The sequence below is a fragment of the Pedobacter sp. MC2016-14 genome, from assembly GCF_020991475.1.
Classification (GTDB): Bacteria; Bacteroidota; Bacteroidia; order Sphingobacteriales; family Sphingobacteriaceae; genus Pedobacter.
The window spans coordinates 19,907-39,154 of the sequence record NZ_JAJMPA010000004.1; the positions used below are offsets into that span (position 1 = coordinate 19,907).

12 protein-coding genes are annotated in these 19,248 nt (G+C 41.3%); 4 read left to right on the forward strand and 8 right to left on the reverse strand.

Features of this window, described 5'->3' with window-relative positions; all coding sequences use genetic code 11:
• Nucleotides 1-25 precede the first annotated feature (25 nt).
• Complete coding sequence (locus LPB86_RS18640) at nt 26-799, reverse strand: HAD-IIA family hydrolase (RefSeq protein WP_230692931.1); 774 nt, start codon at nt 797-799, stop codon at nt 26-28.
• A gap of 483 nt (nt 800-1,282) precedes the next feature.
• On the opposite strand from LPB86_RS18640, the gene LPB86_RS18645 reads away from it, so the two are divergent.
• Nucleotides 1,283-3,808 (forward strand): ATP-dependent Clp protease ATP-binding subunit, encoded by a 2,526-nt coding sequence (locus LPB86_RS18645; RefSeq protein ID WP_230692932.1) that lies wholly within the window; start codon nt 1,283-1,285, stop codon nt 3,806-3,808.
• A 49-nt stretch (nt 3,809-3,857) separates the two neighbouring features.
• Here the strand turns inward: LPB86_RS18645 and LPB86_RS18650 are convergent, their stop codons facing one another.
• The 5 genes from LPB86_RS18650 to LPB86_RS18670 are packed head-to-tail and all read right to left on the reverse strand — an operon-like array spanning nt 3,858 to nt 11,044.
• On the reverse strand, nt 3,858-6,494 hold the full coding sequence (locus LPB86_RS18650; RefSeq protein ID WP_230692933.1) for an outer membrane beta-barrel protein: 2,637 nt from the start codon (nt 6,492-6,494) through the stop codon (nt 3,858-3,860).
• Between the two features lie 37 nt (nt 6,495-6,531).
• On the reverse strand, nt 6,532-7,341 hold the full coding sequence (locus tag LPB86_RS18655) for a DUF4249 family protein (protein WP_230692934.1): 810 nt from the start codon (nt 7,339-7,341) through the stop codon (nt 6,532-6,534).
• A 2-nt stretch (nt 7,342-7,343) separates the two neighbouring features.
• Nucleotides 7,344-9,443: a TonB-dependent siderophore receptor gene (locus tag LPB86_RS18660; protein WP_230692935.1), complete on the reverse strand. Its 2,100-nt coding sequence runs from the start codon at nt 9,441-9,443 to the stop codon at nt 7,344-7,346.
• A gap of 4 nt (nt 9,444-9,447) precedes the next feature.
• Nucleotides 9,448-9,681 (reverse strand): DUF1456 family protein, encoded by a 234-nt coding sequence (locus LPB86_RS18665; protein WP_230692936.1) that lies wholly within the window; start codon nt 9,679-9,681, stop codon nt 9,448-9,450.
• Nucleotides 9,682-9,736: 55 nt separating this feature from the next.
• Complete coding sequence (locus LPB86_RS18670; RefSeq protein ID WP_230692937.1) at nt 9,737-11,044, reverse strand: DEAD/DEAH box helicase; 1,308 nt, start codon at nt 11,042-11,044, stop codon at nt 9,737-9,739.
• 96 nt (nt 11,045-11,140) lie between these two features.
• On the opposite strand from LPB86_RS18670, the gene LPB86_RS18675 reads away from it, so the two are divergent.
• Nucleotides 11,141-12,922 (forward strand): glycoside hydrolase family 15 protein, encoded by a 1,782-nt coding sequence (locus tag LPB86_RS18675; protein WP_230692938.1) that lies wholly within the window; start codon nt 11,141-11,143, stop codon nt 12,920-12,922.
• Nucleotides 12,923-13,128: 206 nt separating this feature from the next.
• Here LPB86_RS18675 and LPB86_RS18680 read toward each other — a convergent pair whose 3' ends face one another.
• Complete coding sequence (locus LPB86_RS18680; RefSeq protein WP_230692939.1) at nt 13,129-15,591, reverse strand: TonB-dependent receptor; 2,463 nt, start codon at nt 15,589-15,591, stop codon at nt 13,129-13,131.
• Between the two features lie 221 nt (nt 15,592-15,812).
• Here LPB86_RS18680 and LPB86_RS18685 point away from each other — a divergent pair, with 221 nt between their 5' ends.
• Nucleotides 15,813-18,008: a bifunctional alpha,alpha-trehalose-phosphate synthase (UDP-forming)/trehalose-phosphatase gene (locus LPB86_RS18685; protein WP_230692940.1), complete on the forward strand. Its 2,196-nt coding sequence runs from the start codon at nt 15,813-15,815 to the stop codon at nt 18,006-18,008.
• Here LPB86_RS18685 and LPB86_RS18690 read toward each other — a convergent pair.
• Nucleotides 17,967-18,515: an acyl-CoA thioesterase gene (locus LPB86_RS18690; protein WP_230692941.1), complete on the reverse strand. Its 549-nt coding sequence runs from the start codon at nt 18,513-18,515 to the stop codon at nt 17,967-17,969. The two genes, LPB86_RS18685 and LPB86_RS18690, sit on opposite strands and share 42 nt — an antisense overlap.
• Before the next feature lie 68 nt (nt 18,516-18,583).
• On the opposite strand from LPB86_RS18690, the gene LPB86_RS18695 reads away from it, so the two are divergent.
• Nucleotides 18,584-19,231, forward strand: coding sequence for a YceH family protein (locus LPB86_RS18695; RefSeq protein ID WP_230692942.1), 648 nt, complete (start codon nt 18,584-18,586; stop codon nt 19,229-19,231).
• Nucleotides 19,232-19,248: the final 17 nt, after the last annotated feature.

Consider the following 19,248-nt stretch of genomic DNA (forward strand, 5'->3'; position numbering starts at 1 on the left):
AACTACAAAAATAGGGCTTTTAAACTTACCACCAAACCAGTGGAAATTTGATTTCATCTACAGAGCTGGCGATTAAATCTGGTTTAAAAGCATATTGCCCCAAGGTGTCTTTAGTTGAAATTCCAGACAGCACAAGGATGGTTTTATAACCCATTTGTACGCCGCCCTGGATATCGGTTTCCATGGTATCGCCGATGACTGTAGTTTCGCTGGTTTCCAGACCAAGAAACTTTCTGGCAGAACGCATCATAACCGGACTGGGCTTACCAGTAACAAAGGCCTTGATACCAGTCGCTTCTTCAATCATAGCTGTTGTAGCGGCTATACCAAGGTTATTCCATCCCGGCTTTTTAGGTGAAGGATCTCTGTTGGTGGTGATGAACTTTGCACCTGCAAGGATCATATCTACGGCACGCTGTACCATTTCCAGTGTAAAATTCCGTCCTTCACCCAGTACTACAAATTCAGGATCTGTATTGACCAGGGTAATACCATGATCGTGCAAAGAGCTCAGCAGGCCACCTTCGCCCAGTACATAGGCTGTACCGTTAGGACTTTGATCGGCCAGAAATTTTGCTGTAGCCATTGCACTGGTATATACGTGACTGGCATCAACTTTAATACCAAGGCTTTTTAATTTCCTTACCACTTCCAGACTGGTCCTCTGGCTGTTGTTGGTCATAAAGGCAAAAGGAATTTTATTGTCAATTAGGCCCTTAATAAATTTATCGGCTCCAAATATTAATGCTTCGCCACTGTATATGACACCATCCATGTCAATTAATAATCCTTGTTTCATTAGTTTAGTTTAAAATTCGGTGATTAAGGGTTTATAGGCTGATCCTGTACTCCTGTATAAAACCGATGGTGAGCCACAAATATAATATTTGTGAAAACAGCCGGACAGGAATTGTAACATTTTATTTGTAAAGAAAAAAAATAACTACCAAAATGGCAGAGATTCTGTTTCGCTTCACCAGTTTTGACAGTTGAAGACAGGATTAATTTTTGTGACCTGAAAAATACAAAAGGTGGAAATATAGGGATGAACCTGTGCGGGAAGCCCGTTCAAAGGATTTAATTACAGTTTAAATAAATGAAACCTGCTGATTTGCAGTCTTTAATTTCCGTCAGCATTCAGTAAACATTTGTGAAATTACGGCATGCCTGAGAACCATTCTATGGCATATGGCGTAATTGTTGATAAAATATGTTGACTGGAATCGTATATTTATAAACAATTTTATAGTTTAGGACATTCCGGTTTTTAGAAAGGTTATATATGGAAGCTAAATTTTCACCACAAGTAAAAGATGTGATCTCGTTTAGCAGGGAAGAAGCCCTGAGATTAGGTCACGATTATATTGGCGCAGAACATCTTTTGTTGGGTCTTATTCGCGAAGGCGATGGTATGGCCATCAAAATATTAAGATCGTTGGGCGTTGATACTTCAAAACTTCGCCGTTCTATTGAGGATGCAGTTAGAGGAACGTCCAGTGTTACGGTTAATCTGGGCAATATCCCATTGACCAAACAAGCTGAAAAAGTATTAAAAATTACCTATCTGGAAGCAAAGATTTTTAAAAGCGACCTGATTGGAACTGAGCATTTGTTGTTGTCTATTCTGCGTGATGACGATAACATCGCTTCTCAGATTTTAATGCAGTTCAGCATCAATTATGAAACCTTTAAACAGGAGGTTGAAATGAATAAAAATGGTTTTAGGGACGACGTCGAAAACAGTGCCTCTACAGGCGGTGATGACGACTACCGCGAAGAGGAATCTTTCAGCAGTCCTAAAAAAGTTTCAGATATTAAATCTAAGACACCCGTACTGGATAATTTTGGCAGGGACCTGACCAAGGCTGCTGAAGAAGGAAAGCTGGATCCGATTGTTGGCCGAGAGAAAGAAATTGAGCGTGTATCGCAAATTCTTTCCCGTCGTAAAAAGAACAACCCTATTTTAATTGGAGAACCGGGTGTAGGTAAATCTGCCATTGCTGAAGGTCTTGCACTGCGCATTGTACAACGTAAGGTTTCCAGGGTATTGTTCAACAAACGTGTGGTTACTTTAGATCTTGCTTCTTTAGTTGCAGGAACCAAGTACCGCGGACAGTTTGAAGAGCGTATGAAAGCCGTAATGAACGAGCTGGAGAAATCTACGGATGTGATCTTGTTTATTGATGAGATCCATACCATTGTTGGTGCTGGTGGCGCATCTGGATCATTGGATGCTTCGAACATGTTTAAACCTGCGCTTGCACGTGGAGAGATCCAATGCATCGGGGCGACTACGCTTGACGAATACCGTCAGTACATTGAAAAAGATGGTGCTTTAGATCGTCGTTTCCAAAAGGTAATGATTGAGCCGGCTACACCGGATGAAACCATTGAAATTTTGAACCGCATTAAAGAAAAATACGAAGAGCACCATGGGGTGACTTATACTGATGAAGCGATTGCTGCTTGTGTGGCACTGACTTCGAGGTATATTACCGACAGGTTTCTTCCGGATAAAGCAATTGATGCGCTTGATGAAGCGGGTTCAAGGGTACACTTGACCAATATCCATGTTCCTGAGAACATTATTGATATTGAGAAGAAAATTGAAGACATTAAAGTTGAAAAAAACAAAGTTGTTAAAAGTCAGAAATACGAAGAGGCTGCAAAATTAAGGGATACTGAAAAGAACCTTTTAGAGCAGCTTGACCGTGCTAAGGCAGAGTGGGAAGCAGAAACTAAAACCAAGCGTTATGAAGTTTCTGAAGACAACGTTGCCGAAGTGGTATCAATGATGACCGGAATTCCTTTGCAACGTGTTGGACAAACAGACAGTGCGAAACTGCTGAACATGTATGATACGGTTGCCGAGAAAATTATTGGCCAGGACGATGCGATTAAAAAACTGACCAAAGCGATTCAACGTACCAGAGCGGGATTAAAAGATCCTAAGAAACCAATTGGTTCCTTTATCTTCTTAGGTCCTACCGGTGTTGGTAAAACGGAATTGGCTAAAGAGCTTGCCAGGTTTATGTTTGACAGTGATGATTCACTGATCCAGATTGACATGAGTGAGTACATGGAGAAATTTGCCGTATCACGTCTAGTGGGTGCGCCTCCGGGATATGTGGGTTATGAAGAAGGTGGACAGCTGACTGAAAAAGTTCGTCGTAAGCCTTATGCTGTAATCCTTTTGGATGAGATTGAGAAAGCTCACCCTGATGTATTCAATATCCTTTTACAGGTATTGGATGAAGGACAACTGACCGACAGTTTGGGACGTAAGGTAGATTTTAGAAATACCATCATCATCATGACTTCTAACATTGGTGCACGCCAGTTGAAAGATTTTGGACAAGGTGTGGGATTCTCTACTGCTGCTAAAACCAACCAGGTAGACGCGCATTCTAAAGGTGTAATTGAAAGTGCTTTGAAACGTGCTTTTGCACCAGAGTTCTTGAACCGTGTAGATGATGTGGTGGTGTTTAATACCTTAGGTAAAGAGGAAATCTTTAGAATCATTGACATTGAACTGAAATCTTTATTTGGCCGTGTTCATAACCTGGGTTATGAAATTAAGCTGACTGACACTGCGAAAGAATTTATTGCAGAGAAAGGTTTTGACAGTGCTTTTGGTGCACGTCCGCTTAAAAGAGCGATCCAGAAGTACCTGGAAGATCCGATTGCGGAGGAGATCCTTAAAGGCGAAATTGCCGAAGGGGACATTTTGGAAATCTCTTACGATAAGGAGAAAGACCAGATTGTTGTAGAAAACAAGAGTCCTGGTAAGAAAAAAGTAACGAAATAGAAATTGATACAAAAATCCCGCTGCAAGCAATTGCAGCGGGATTTTTTATTTAAAAACCAAATTGCTGTAGGTTGATGTTAAAGCTCAACTGAAAGTAACGCGTGATCTGGTTGCTCCGGCTATCTACGATGGTATTATCAAACACACTTCTTACCAGTGAGTTTCCTTGATTGAGCAAATCATAAGCCTGAAGTTTTATGGTGGCTTGCTGCCTTTTTAAGAAGGATTTCTGAATGCTGGCATTCAGCAACAGTGGATTCGCGGCATCAAATGCATAACCCTGATTGATCCGTTTGGAGCCATCTAGACCTAGAATAAGCGTGCGGTTGATGAATACTTTGGCATTGAGGTTAAATTCCCAGATTTGAATGTTTTTAAGGTTTTGCAGCGCAATAGAATACCTGTTACTGGAATAACTGTAATTGGCATCCCCGCCCAGCGTAAAACCCTTCAGGTTCATCCGCAACATGGCCGCCTGTGAAAGGTTAAAACCCTCATTATCGGTTTTGATGTTATCGGTATAGGACACGGAATTGGCAATGCCAATGGTGCCTCGGAATTCCAGGTTATACTGGTTGTGTACAAAAGGCATAGACCAGGAGTATAAACCATCCACACTATAATTGCCGTTGGCATTGGTAAGCCTGGTTTCCCGCTTTAAACTTTTCAACTTATCTTCTACTACAATGACATTGCTTACAATTTGGCCCCTTACAACATTACCATTAACGCCATACATGATGGCACGACCATTTTCTGGATTTGTATTTTGGTAAGATAAATTAACCGTATTGCTGAAGGTGGAGCGCAAATTGGGGTTACCAATGAGCACATTTTGCAGGTTACGGGTATTGGGAACGGGCTGCAACTGCATAAAAGTTGGCGCAACACTGTTACCAGTATATACAAGAGTTAAACTGGTGCGTTCATTTAAATTATAGCTGATGTTGGCTATGGGTGCCAAATTGAACCCTACATGGCGGATTTGGCTTTGCGGACGTTCATTTTGAACGGTAAGCAAGTTGGGCTGTCCGCTGAGGCCAAGGCTATAGCTAAGGGTTTGGGAACCATACCGGAAATTGAGGCCAAAAAGATGTGAAGTAAAACGTGAGGTATACACTGTACTCAGGGAATCTACGATAAGGCCATTTGTACTGAAATTGTTGACCCTTGTAACCAGGTCATTGTCATTTGCCTCCAAAGCAAAATTATAATAAAAATCCAGGTTCATGCTGGCCAGGGAATCTTTACGATAAAAAGGTTCACTAAACCTGAAGCTGGCCCCCAGGTTACGGGTAACGTTCCTCGTATCAACCAGGCGGTTTAATATAGAATCTTTAAGCAATACAGAAGAAACGAAATATCTGGTATGGTTATCCAGGTCTTCGTCTGTATCTCCCCTTCCATTTTTTGCCGTGAAACCAAAAGAAATGTTTCTACCCGGCTTTTCCATTTTGTGTGCAAAAGCAAAATTGGCATTAAACTCGGGGTTGTAGATCTCAGTATTGTTGAGGTTGGCAATTTCTTGTCTGCCTTGTTTGGTTAAACCAGTTTGCAGGGAACTGGCCGTATATTCGTCTTTGCTGTTTAAGAATGACCCCGTTACACCTGCCTGCAGGAAATTAGTTTTACCAACAGATTGTACATTCCAGTTGAGATTGTGTTTGTTGCTTTTTGTATTTTGAGAATAATCATTGGTATTGAAAATACTCCCCTGATTGGTAATGGTTTCTATGACCTCCAGCTGGTGGTTTTTATTGCTGAGGTTATCAAAGTTATAGGCGATACTACCGGTAAGTTCTTCTGAGATTTTATCGCGGTAATTGATTCCTGTAGAGATGGTGCGGTTGATACCCCCTGCCCCGTTTGTACTGAGCGCATTCCCCTTGATACCGATTTGCTTCTTTTCGCGCCAGAGGTTACCATTGGCCTGTAAGCCATAACGCTCATTGGTACCGGCACTGGCAGAAGTATTTCCGAAATTACCTTTGTTTCTTCCGGGTTTGGTGACCAGGTTGAGCATCTTTTCTGGCGAGCCGGTTTTAATGCCCGTAAAATTGGCTTCATCTCCGTAATCGTTAATCACCTGCAGCTTGGCAATCATATCGGCGGGCAGCTGACTGACAAAGTCTTTAACACTATTGGTGAAAAAATCCTCTCCGTTGATGCGCAGTTTGTTCATCACCCTTCCCATTGCAATTACTTTTCCATCCCTGTCTATAGAGATGCCCGGCAGTTGCCGCAGCAAATCTTCTACCCTGTCATTTTCCAGCACCAGGTAGGCCGCCGCATTGTATTCAATGGTATCCTTCATTAACCTGATGGGTACAACCTGGCCATTAATGATAACTTCTTTAAGGGTATTGGCATCTTTTTCCAAAATGATATTGGGCAAACTGATGCTAAACTGGTTTTCAGGAATTTCGTACATGCGGCTGTAAGGCATATAGCCGATGGTGTTGATGGTAATGGAAAACATTCTGCGGTTAAAGCCGGAAATGTTAAACTTTCCCCGGTAATCTGCTTCTTTTAGGAGGGTATCCTGACCTGAAATTAGTTCCACCTTTGCACCGGCCACTACCTTATTCAGGGAATCGCGGATGCTGCCGGTAACCTTATATCCCTGTGCATGTGCACTGGCAGCGCAAAGCAGGCTAAAGGCAAAAATCAGGTTGATATATTTCAATATATTGCTGTAGGTACTTATGCGAAAATAACAAATTTTATGGAATCACTACGAATTTACGTTGTGTGGTATGGGCACTAAAATAACCCAATGCCCCGCCGCTTAGGTTACTTTGGGGATTGCTGGACTGGCTGCCATAAGCAAAACCTGTAGCAGCGTACAAACCATACAGATAACTATAAAAAGGCGCCTCGATACAATGCATTTCAACCGTTAAACGGTCGCCGCTTTTGAAATCTTTACTGTGGTCTTCTGTAGTATTTTCAAAAAGCATGCTGGCTACAATTTCCTGCCCTTCCGAAAATTCATCGTTAACCAGCCCATATGCGGCTTGTTCTATTCCATTGACGTACTGCTGAAACCAGTAATAGTTTTTGGTTTCCAGCATATCCGCATAGCGGACATTAAGCACGGTACGTGTTGGCGCAAAATTACCCTTTGTGAGATATAAATCCTGAAAGGCTGCAGCAACAGGCATGGTACTGCTTGCGGTAAAGCTTTGCTGATCTACCGTAACGGTAAGCAAATAGGTTTGGCCTTGTGTGCCGCGGAACGTGTTGTGCTGATATACACCAGCACCGGCGTCTCTAAAAGTATAGGTAACGCCCCTGTTCTCTACCTTTACACTTGCCCCGGTTATACCGGTAAATTCATTGTTGCTTGTAAAATCTTTGGTACTGCTGATTTTGATCCTTGACCTTCCGGTTTCATTGGTAACTACCCCTTCAATGACATATTTGGGAGGGATACTTTTTAAATCCAGGCTGACTACTTTCTCGCAAGCGATTAAACAAAATAGGGACAGGGAAAGCACTATAAAGCTGAAAGTTTTTCTGACCCGCGTCATAACTAAAACCTGAAATTGTAAGTTACGGAAGGAACGATTTTGAACAGCGTAGTTTGTACGGCCTCGGTGGTATTGGTATCATTTTGACCAGACCTAAAGTTAATTTGATAAGCATTTTGCCTTGCATAGGCATTATAGAGGCTAAAGTTAAGTTCTGACGAAAACTTGCTGCTTTGCTGCAAAATGCGGGTAGCACCAAGATCTAGCCGATGGTATGCCGACATTCTGTCTGCATTACGTGCATCGTAATAATAATAAACCTGACTAAACACCTTGTACTTTGCATTGGGCCAGGTTACTGCGCTGCCCGTGGCGTATACCCAATTGGCGGAAACTGTCCATTTTTTATCCAGCTTATACATCCCGACCACAGCAATATCATGTGTGCGGTCCTGACGGGCATTGTACCATTGGCCATTGTTGATTCCGGCAATATTACGCTCTGATTTTGACAGGGTATACCCCAGCCATCCGGTAAGGCGGCCTGTTTTCTTTTTGAATAGGAATTCGATGCCATAGGCCCTGCCTTTGCCAAAATGAAGTTGGGTTTCTATAGGCTTATTGGTAAACACATCACCTTCATTGCTGTAATCGATCTGGTTTTGCAGCTTCTTATAGTAACTCTCTACTGTAAGTTCATAAGCCTGGCTAAGCAGGTCACGATAGTAACCCAGAGAAACCTGGTTGCTAATTTCGGGCTTTATGATATTGGTACTCGCTACCCAGCGATCGGCCGGAGAGGACGAGTTTGAATTGGCGATGAGGTGAAGGTTTTGCACATTACGAACATAAGAAATTTTAACTGAAGAACTTGCATTAAGTGCTAATGCCGCAGCAAGACGGGGCTCCAGGTTGGCATAGGTCTTAACCACTTCCCTGCTTTTATAGGTTTTGGTTTCTATGACTTCATTTGCGGCATTGAGCGTATAGTAATCTCCTTTTCCGAGAATGCTAAAAGCGGAAATACGAAGCCCATAGGTAAGACTAAAGTGATTAGAGGGTTTCCAGGTATTGCTTCCATACACGGCGTTCTCTAAAGAATACCTGTCCTGAAGTTTCTGTGATTTTAAAATGGTATTGCCATCTGTTTCTACTTCGCCGGGTTTTATGGTATGGTAGATGGCATTGAAGCCAAAATTGAACGTATTTTTGGTATTGGCATACCATTGGAAGTCTTGTTTATAATTCCAGTCCCTGATCTGGGAAAAGAGCGTCATGGAACTTTGCTGGGTGCTGTTTTGTATGCGGTAATTGTAATTGCTAAAGATGAGCGAAGCATTGGATACAAGTTCTGTATTGAAGATATGGTTCCACCTTAAGGTGGAGGTTGCGTTTCCCCAGTTTACATCGGCATATTCTGGAGAAGCCAGTACATCTTTACCAATATACAGGGAGATGTACAGCCGGTTACGCGCATTGAACAGGTAATTGACCTTTGCATTGACATCATAAAAATACAGCCTGGAAGCATTGAGGTTGGTATCTGAAGCTAATTTGAGGAAGGCATCAGCATAGGTTCTGCGGACAGAAACTAAAAATGAGGAACGGTCTTTTATAATAGGGCCTTCGGCATTTAGGCGTGCGGAGATTAAACCTATGCCTCCGCTAAATGCATAGCGCTGGTTGTTGCCATCGTTCATTTTAACATCGAGTACGGAAGACAGTGCTCCGCCATATTGGGCGGGCATGCCGCTTTTATATAGCGTTACGTTTTTAAGAGCGTCTGAATTGAAAACGGAAAAGAAGCCCATGAGGTGTGAGGCGTTGTAAATTGGGGCATCGTCTAGCAGGATCATATTCTGGTCTGCCCCGCCACCCCTTACAAAAAAGCCCCCATTGCCTTCGTTTCCTGATTTTACACCGGGCAACAGTTGAAGGGTTTTCATCACATCGCGTTCTCCAAGCAGTATGGGAATATTCCTGATTTCGCTGAGGTTGAGCTGCTCTACGCCCATTTTGGGACTACCAATATTGCGTTTACCGGTAGCAGCGTTAATTTTTACGGTATCGAGCACAACAATTTGTGCCGATGCCGGATGAAACAGGGGCAGCAGCAAAACGGTAAATAGAATTAAAAATCTGAATGCACCGCAACGCTGCATGTGGCTATTTCTCTTTTTCGGGTCTTGGACCTCTTTTATAGATCACCAAACCGTTTAAAAAATTCCGCAGGATTTGATCTCCACACTTCTTAAAATTCGGATGATCTTCACTCCGGAAAATATCACCGAGTTCACTTTTAGTAATTTTAAAGCCTACGAGATTTGCAATTTTGATGATGTCATCGTTCGTCAGCTCGAGTGCTACACGTAATTTTTTAAATATATCGTTATTGCTCATATTGAGTTTTAAGTAGTAAATGCTAAGTTTATTCTGGTTGTTCTAATATAGAATTTTACATTGACACTTCTATTTTAACCTTCTTGTTCTTGATTTTTTCTCCGTTTAATGCAGAAAGCACCTTACCTACCATGTTGCGTTTAACGGCAACGTACGAGCTTTGGTCTTTTACCTCTATGAGGCCTACATCTTCTTTTACCAGTCCGCCTTTTTTTAGCAGTAAGCCTACAATATCAATTTTATTGACTTTATCTTTTTTTCCCGCAGCAATATACAAAGTTTGCCATTGACTATCTTCTGGTACTTTGTATTTTCCTTTGAGCTGCTCCACTTCCATATCGTCACTTAGGAATGGGTATTTCTCGCCCTCGGCAACCATCAGGAATGCGGTACCTTTGGCGTTCATACGCGCTGTGCGACCATTGCGGTGAAGAAACGCATCTTCTGTGTAGGGTAACTGGTAATGAATAATGTATTCTACTTCTGGGATATCTAAGCCACGGGCCGCCAAATCTGTTGTAATTAAGATTTTAACGCTACCGTTTCTGAATTTAAGCAGGGCGCGTTCGCGTTCATCTTGCTCCATACCGCCGTGAAAAATATCGTGTACCAGGTCTTTATCAATCAAAAGATCACTGATGCGGTCTACCGTTTCTCTGTGGTTGCAAAAGATGAGTGTAGTTTTATGGCCTATTTTGCAGATGAGCTGGAACAGGGTATCTAACTTTTCTTCTGCTGTGGTATTTACTTTTTTGAGTTTTAAATCTGGTACTACCTTAACATCTTTAAGAAAATCTATCTCTATGGCTTTATTGAGTCCGGTAAAGGCCGGAATTTCTTCCATTTTGGTGGCCGAGGTAAGGATACGTTGTTTTAAAGACAGTAGTTTACCAATAATGTAGGCCATATCTTCCTGAAAACCGAACTCCAGGGCCTTGTCAAATTCATCCAACACCAGGGTTGTGATGCCGGATTCGTCGAAATTCTCGTGGCGCAAATGGTAGGCAATCCTGCCGGGCGTACCGATCAGCAATGCAGGTGGTTCTTCAAAGTTATGTCGTTCTGTACGCACGGCATGACCACCATAACAGCAATTGACTTTAAAACCTGTGCCCATTTGCTTAAATACTTGTTCTATTTGTAAGGCGAGTTCTCTTGATGGGACTAAAACAATGGCCTGAACGCCTTTTTTCCCTTTATCCAGATTAATAAATAATGGCAATAAAAAACCCAGGGTTTTTCCGGAACCTGTTGGGGCCAGTAAAACAACATCATTTCCTTTGCTGCTTGCGGCCACAGCGGCCTGTTGCATTTCGTTTAGGGCTGTAATTTTTAAATTACCAAGTATGTTTTCTGCCGTCATGCTGCAAATATAAGGTATTAGATTAGCCCCGCCCATAACAAAAATGGTAATCTGTTGTTGTAACGTATGTTATTAAGGGATCATATAGATACAAGAATGAATAGACATACCTATCAAACTGGCATTATAGGCAACTGCGCTTTTTTGGCACACATCAATAAAAACACGAATGTAGACTGGCTTTGCTGGCCTCGTTTTGACAGCTCTTTTGTTTTTGGGGGAATGCTTGACGGAACTGAGGGCGGAGAGTTTTCTGTTTTACCTAAAGGGGAATATACGAGCGCACAGGCTTATCTCGAAAATACCAATATATTAAGTACTGAGGTTACCACGGAGGAGGGTAAATACAGGGTTACGGATTTTGCTCCTCGATTTTACCAATATGAGCGCTACTATAAGCCTTTGATGTTGATCAGGAAGATTGAGGCCCTAAGCGGCAATCCACGGATTAGGGTGAAGTGTAAACCTGTATACAATTATGGGGAGACTAAACTGGAGGCGAGCCGCGGGAGTAACCACATTTTGTATGAGGGTGCTGGTGAAAGCCTGCAACTGAGTACAAACATTTCGCTAAGTTACGTGGAGGACGAAAGCTATTTTGTACTGAACGAGCCTAAGTATTTGATTTTGACTTTTGGTTATAAACTGGAAGCGCCTATTGAGAGTACGGCGGAACGTTTTTTATTGCACACCAAGAAATATTGGCGCACCTGGATTAAGCATTCCACCATTGCTGGTTTTCATCAGCCATTGGTAATCCGTTCTGCGCTAGTGCTTAAAATTCACCAGTATGAGGATACAGGAGCTATTATTGCGGCCAGTACCACGAGTTTACCTGAATCTATTGGCAGCACCAGAAACTGGGACTACCGCTACTGCTGGATGCGGGATACATATTATGTAATCAACTCGCTAAACCATATTGGTCATTTTGAGGAGATGGAGCGGTATTTTAGTTATGTTACGGACATTTCTTTTAGGGATGATACGCGTTATCAGCCTTTATTTGGGATTGGTGGTGAACGGATCTTGACGGAAAAAATATTGGAGAACGTAAAGGGATACCTGGGTGAGCAACCGGTTAGGATTGGTAACCAGGCTTATGAGCACATACAGAATGATATTTACGGGCAAGTGTTGATTTCTATGCTACCCTTATACCATGATACGCGCTTTATTTTTGATGAGCGGCAGGATTCTTCGAGCTGGCTGGATTACTTGCTGAAAAAGATAGAGATGACGATTGATGAGAAAGACGCGGGGATTTGGGAGTTCAGGAATATTGCCAACACGCATTGTTACACGAACCTTTTTCAATGGGCGGGTGCGAATGCAGCGTTAAAAATGGCAAAGACTATTGGTAATGCGGAGTTTGAGCAACGGGCACAAAGCTTAATTGAGAGGGCCGCGAAGCATATTGAGGATTGTTATGACCCGGTACGCAAGGTGTACAACCATGCTGTTGGTAGTCCGCATTTGGATGCCAGCACTTTGCAATTGATATTGATGAATTATCTTGATCCGGCTTCTGACCGGGCTAAGGATCATTTGAAAGCGCTGGAAGCTGAATTGAAGGGTGCAAACGGATTGTTTTACCGTTATAAGCATAGCGATGATTTTGGTAAGCCAAAAACTACGTTTTTAATTTGTGCATTTTGGTATGTGGAGGCTTTGGCTTGCGTGGGTAGGTTGAATGATGCGATGAGGGAGTTTGAATCTTTGATTCAATATGGTAACCATTTGCAGTTGTTTAGTGAGGATGTGGATGAGGTTGATGGCAGTCAGTGGGGGAATTTTCCGCAAGCGTATAGTCATGTGGGTTTGATGAATGCGGCGCACAGGATTGCGATTAAACTTGACAGGCCAATATTTTTGTAAAAAAACGGATGATCTGTTCTAAGGCTGCATTCGTTTGCCTTGTTATTTTTTCTGCGGGTAAAGATTTTTTAGGGCACAAATGCCAGGCCTTATTGCAGACCATTCGTTTTTAAAACGCCATGCAGACCTTTTGCGTGGGGAAATATTTGGTATAAAAAAGGCCGGGATTGCTCCCGGCCTGATTATAATACTTTTAATTACGCTTTCTACTTAAACATGTAGGTTAAGGTAACCCTTGCATTTCTAGGAACTTCATAAATGTAAGTATAATACCCCACCGAATTAGCTGGCATACTTGCAGTTTTAGCTGTGTAAGACCCTTGAGTAAGTAGCTTGCGATCTAACAAATTATTTACTAAAGCCGCAAGTCTAACCTTACCTTTTTCATAGGAAACACCTGCGTCAAAGCGATAATAGCTAGGCAATTTTAAAGATACTGCATTTGAACCAGCATTTCTATCAAGCTGAATCTGATATCCACCAGTTAAGCCAAAGCCATTTAAGAATGAACTTTCATCTTTAAAACGGTATGATAACCAACCATTAGTAATGTGCTTTACAGAATTTGGAATTGGATTTCCAATAATTGATGTATTAGCATCTTTACTAACTTTTGCATCTGTATAAGCATAATTCAAAATCAGATTAAGATCTTTAACAATTTCTCCTGCTATATCAAGCTCAATCCCTTTTGATTTTATCTGACCAAGTTGTATTTGTAAACTCGGATTTGCTGCACTATTTGGATTAAGTTTTTTGTATTCATCAATATGTGTTTGATCAAGATCTGCTGTTAGCACATTTTCTTTTGTAATTTTGTAGGCAGCAAGCGTTGCGCTCCACTTCCCATCAAACAAGTCCTTTTTTAGGCCTAGTTCAATATTATTACCTCTAACTGGTTTAAAAGCCCTACCAAGATAATCTTGTCCTGATACAGGTAAAAAACTCTGATCATATAGGGAATAAACTGAAAAGTCTTTCATAATAGAATAACTTAGTCCAATGCGAGGACTGAACACGTTATCAGATACTTGCGCGGCTAGAGTTTTACCAACAGTTACCGCATGGGTAAAGCGGCCTGCAAGTGTTACTCGTAGTTTTTCGTCTAACATACGGATTTCATCTTGCAAATAAACACCTGTATAAGTTAGATTGGTTGCATAGGTATTGGCACCAGAACGGGACTGAATGCTTTTAGTCGTATAGTCAAAAACAGGAATATTTATGGCTGGAATACCGTAAACAGGATGAAAAACATTAAAAACTCCATTTTCACTATCTTTAGTTACCTGCGTTCTGATATCTTGTGGACCGTTAGTAAAATCTCCCCAGGTTTTCAAGTTACCCATATCAACGCCAGCCATAAATCTATTAATTATAGATCCAGTTTTAATATCTCCCATGATGCTAAATTGTGCATTTTTATTGATAGCCAATTCTTCACTCAAATTGTAATATCTAACAATATCACCGTTTTCTTTCATTGAACTTAACCACGTTGAACCGCCCTTTAAACCGTAATTCACATAGGCAATCTGACCGTTAATTTTCCAATTGTTATCTAGCTTATGGTTAAAATAAAGCGTTAAATTATGATCAGATAATTTACTTGGATCTAGCGCAGGATCGCCAATAAAAAAGCTTGGATCCAATTCGCCAAATCCATTTGGAGAGAAGCTGTAGTTTCCTAAAGATAATGCTTCAACATGTTGATGTGTATATTCAGCAGTGATTAATGTAGCACTGTCAATTTGATAGCTGATAACCGGTGCAATAACATATTTATCGTTGTAATTGTATTTATTAAAGCTTCCCTTAGACTGCGCTGCAAGATTTAAACGATACAATAAACGACCATCTTTAGTAATCTTACCATCAAGATCAACTGCTGCACGTCCTAAATTATATCCCCCTCCACTCAAAGTAACCGAACTACGGTTTTCGCCAGTGGGCTTTTTAGTTACGATGTTATAAATACCTCCGGGCTCACCATTGGCCATCATAAATCCAGATGGGCCTTTGATAAATTCAACTCTATCAATTGTTGCAGCATCTTCGTTAAGCGGACCCCATGGCATTTTCATGTTCATGCCATTACGGAATGCAGGTATCGTGGTACCGCGAGTAGAGATGTTAGCATATTGCGCATCCCAATGGCCAGTACGTGTTGTACCGCTCACATTACGAGTTATACCATCAACAATATCAAACGCCATTTGATCTGCAATTAGCTGACTGGTTACTACTTTAATGTTTTGTGGAATTTCAATTAAAGGAGATTGTAAACGCAAAGAAGGCGATACTTTATCTACCTTATATTTCTTTCTGCCTGTAGATATTTGAACATCATCTAGCTGAGACTTATTCTCATTCAAGGAGAAATCTGAGATCACTGTTCCCTTTGTTAAGGTGATTTGTTTTTCTTTAGGATACAAGCCTACGGCAGAAACTACAAGTGTATAGGTACCTGCTGGTACTTTACGGATGGAGTATGATCCATCTTCATCTGTTACGGCACCATAGGTGGTACCTTTTAATTTTACGGTTACCCCTTCGGCAATTGTACCATCTGATGTGGTTACTCTACCCCTGATACTTCCAGTAACCTGGGCAAATAATTGGCTGCCTGTAAGCAGCACTAAGAACAATACGAGTAAATGTTTCTTCATTATACTATTAAAAATTGATTAGAATTATTTGGCCGCAAAGTAAAGGCTATTTGAGCAGTTTACCAAACTATTTTTAATTAATCTAAATAGCCACCCTATCTGGAAGACTTTTTAGCAGCAACATTTTTAGATACATGTTGTAACAAGAATGTGATTTCACCAATGCCTTAGTTACATACAAAACCAAACAATACGCCTTTGAAGCCGTTATTATTACAGATATGATGAACAATAAAACGATAATCGTCTCCAACCGCTTGCCCGTTAAAATTATAGAACATAACGGAGAATACTTATTAAGCCCCAGTGAAGGGGGATTGGCTACCGGACTTGGATCCGTTTATAAAGAAGGTAATAACATCTGGATTGGATGGCCCGGAATTGAAGTACCGGAAGAAAGACAGGATGAAGTACGGAAGCAGCTTGCTGAGTTAAACCTCATTCCGGTTTTTTTAACTCCGGAAGAAATAAACCTTTATTATGAAGGTTTTTCTAATGAAATTTTATGGCCCGTATTTCACTACGTGGTTACTTACGCTAATTTTGAGCAAACTTACTGGGATTTTTACCAGCTGGTAAATGGTAAATTTGAAGCTGAACTTGCTGCACATGTTAGAGATGGTGATACCATTTGGGTACACGATTACCAGCTGATGCTGTTGCCTTCTTTAATTAGGGCTAAAGCGCCAAACGTTACCATCGGATTTTTTCAGCACATTCCTTTTCCTTCTTATGAAATATTCAGGCTGATACCCTGGCGTGAAGAACTGATACACGGGTTATTTGGTGCGGATTTGATCGGCTTTCATACTTTTGATGATGTGCGCCACTTTTTAAGCGCTGCCGCCAGACTTTCGCCTGCTAAGCTTTCTGATAATGTGATCACTTTTCAGGAACGCCAAATTGTTGTAGAGGCTTTTCCGATGGGAATAGATGATGCTAAATTTGAAGCCCTGGCCCAAAGTCCGCTTGTGGAAGAGCATATGAATTCTTTTAATGAGGGGCTGGACAATGGTAAAGTTATCCTTTCTATAGACCGACTGGATTATAGTAAAGGGATTTTACAGCGCTTGCAAGCTTACGAATTATTGCTGCAAACTAAGCCGCAGTGCATTGGCAAAATTTCATTTTATATGATTGTGGTTCCTTCAAGGGATACTGTGCCGCAATACCGCGAACTCCGAGAGCACATAGACCAATTAGTGGGTAACATTAACGCCAGGTACCGGACTTTAAACTGGCTGCCGGTACATTATTTTTACCGCTCGTTCTCGGTTGAATTTCTTTCTGCCTTGTACAGCACCGCAGATATTTGTTTGGTTACCCCGATGCGCGACGGCATGAACCTTGTAAGCAAAGAATATGTGGCCTCCCGCATCCATGATACCGGTGTACTTATTTTAAGTGAAATGGCGGGGGCTTCAAAAGAATTAAACGATGCCCTGATTGTAAACCCCAACAACATTGGGGAAATTGTAAAAACCATTTTGCAGGCACTAAATATGACTTTAGAAGAGCAGCACAGCAGAATGGCCAGCATGCGTGCTGTGGTTAAAAAATTTAATATCCACCTCTGGGTGAAAAACTTTATGGATAAATTAGAAGAAGTTAAAGTATTGCAGCAAAGCATGCTAACCAGATACGCCTCAATAAAGGTAAGGGAACAGATTGCTGAAGCTTATTCAAAAACTGATCAACGGTATATATTTTTGGACTATGATGGTACCTTAGTTGGTTTTCAGCCGGTTATAGATCAGGCGTCACCAGATCCTGAATTATACGAGCTGTTAAATGACTTGACCAGTGATTTGGCAAATAAAGTAATTATTATTAGTGGACGCCGCAATGAAACGCTGGAGAAGTGGTTTGGCCATTTAAAGCTGGACATGATTGCAGAGCATGGTGCCTGGCAAAAAAGATACGGAGAGGAATGGAAAAGCCTGCCATTGCTTACCGATAAATGGAAGCAGGAAGTGCGTACAGTTTTAGATACATATACCGATCGTACCCCGGGTTCTTTTATAGAAGATAAAAGTTACTCACTAGTTTGGCACTACAGAAAAGTGGAAGATGGTCTTGGCGAGCTTAGGGCGAGTGAGATCATTAACCACCTAAAGATGATTATTGCCGACAAAGGACTACAGTTGATGCCTGGAAATAAAGTAATAGAATTTAAGAACATAGAGGTAAATAAAGGTAAGGCTGCCCAGGGATGGATGCACGAAGCACATCCTGATTTTATACTGGCACTTGGGGATGACCACACGGACGAGGATATTTTTAAAGCCTTACCGGAAGATGCCTATACCATTAAGGTGGGCAGCAATATTTCTGCCGCAAGATACTTTTTAAGAAACCCTACGGAAGTGCGGCTACTATTGAAAAATCTGACAACGTTCGTCCCTCAGGGAAATTAAACATTCAGCGGTATTAAATTCATCTTTAATAGAAGCTTCGTCTCTTTTATAAGTGGCCTTAAGTTCTCTTCTGTTCTTGGCCTGAGAAAAACGCCTGATATCATCCTGGCTTTTTAAAATCAGGCCAGGAACTTGTTTGGGTTTGTGGTCTTCGCCAATGGCTACCATGGTAAAATAACTGGTATTGGTATGCTTAACCACGTGGGTACGTACATTTTCAGAAATAACTTTAATGCCAATAATCATAGAGGTTTTTCCGACATAATTTACGGAAGCCATCAAAGAAACCAGTTCCCCGACTTCTACAGGGGCCAGGAAGTCTACCACATCAATAGAGGCGGTAATGCAGTAGCCATCTGAATGTTTAGCTGCGCAAACGTAAGCTACTTTATCCATTAAACTTAATATGATTCCTCCGTGAATTTTGCCTCCAAAATTAGAGTATGATGGGATCATCAGCTCGGTGAGTGTGGTTTGAGAACTTTCTACTGTTTTATAATCTTGCATAGTATGCTGCAATTTACTGCAAATTTCCATTAATCAAAATGGTAGTTAAATTTATATATTTACGGCGTATGGAAACTCCTCAATCACTTCAGTTATTGTCTGCCATAGAGCAGCGGATATTGGGCTCGCTCATAGAAAAAAGTAAAGCGACACCTGATTATTACCCCATGACAATTTCTGCATTAACTGCAGCATGTAACCAAAAAACATCCCGTAATCCGGTGGTAAATTATGATGAAGAATCTATTGTGCTTACCCTGAATATGTTAAAAATAAAGGGCCTTGTAGGTACAGTATCTGGTGCAGGAAGTCGTGTGGTAAAGTATAAGCATAACCTGGCAATTGTTTATCCTTTGTTGCCTACCGAACTGGTTATCGTTTGTTTGTTACTGCTCCGCGGTCCGCTTACACCAGGAGAAATCAACACCAATTCTTCGCGTTTATATGAATTTGAAACCATCGAAGAAGTTAATGAGCTGTTACAAAAACTTGCTGCGGATGAGCCTGCTTATGTGGTTCAACTGCCTAAAAAAGCAGGCCAGAAAGAATCCAGGTACATGCATTTGTTTGGTGGAATACCAGAGGTTAATGAGCAGGAAGAGGTAGCCAATGACACTCCACAGTCTGCAAATACTACTGAACTGGAAGAACGCATAACGAAATTAGAAAAGGAAGTAGAGGAGCTAAAAGAATTGGTGAATTTATTGATGAACTAAAGATTTTAAGTGTCTAA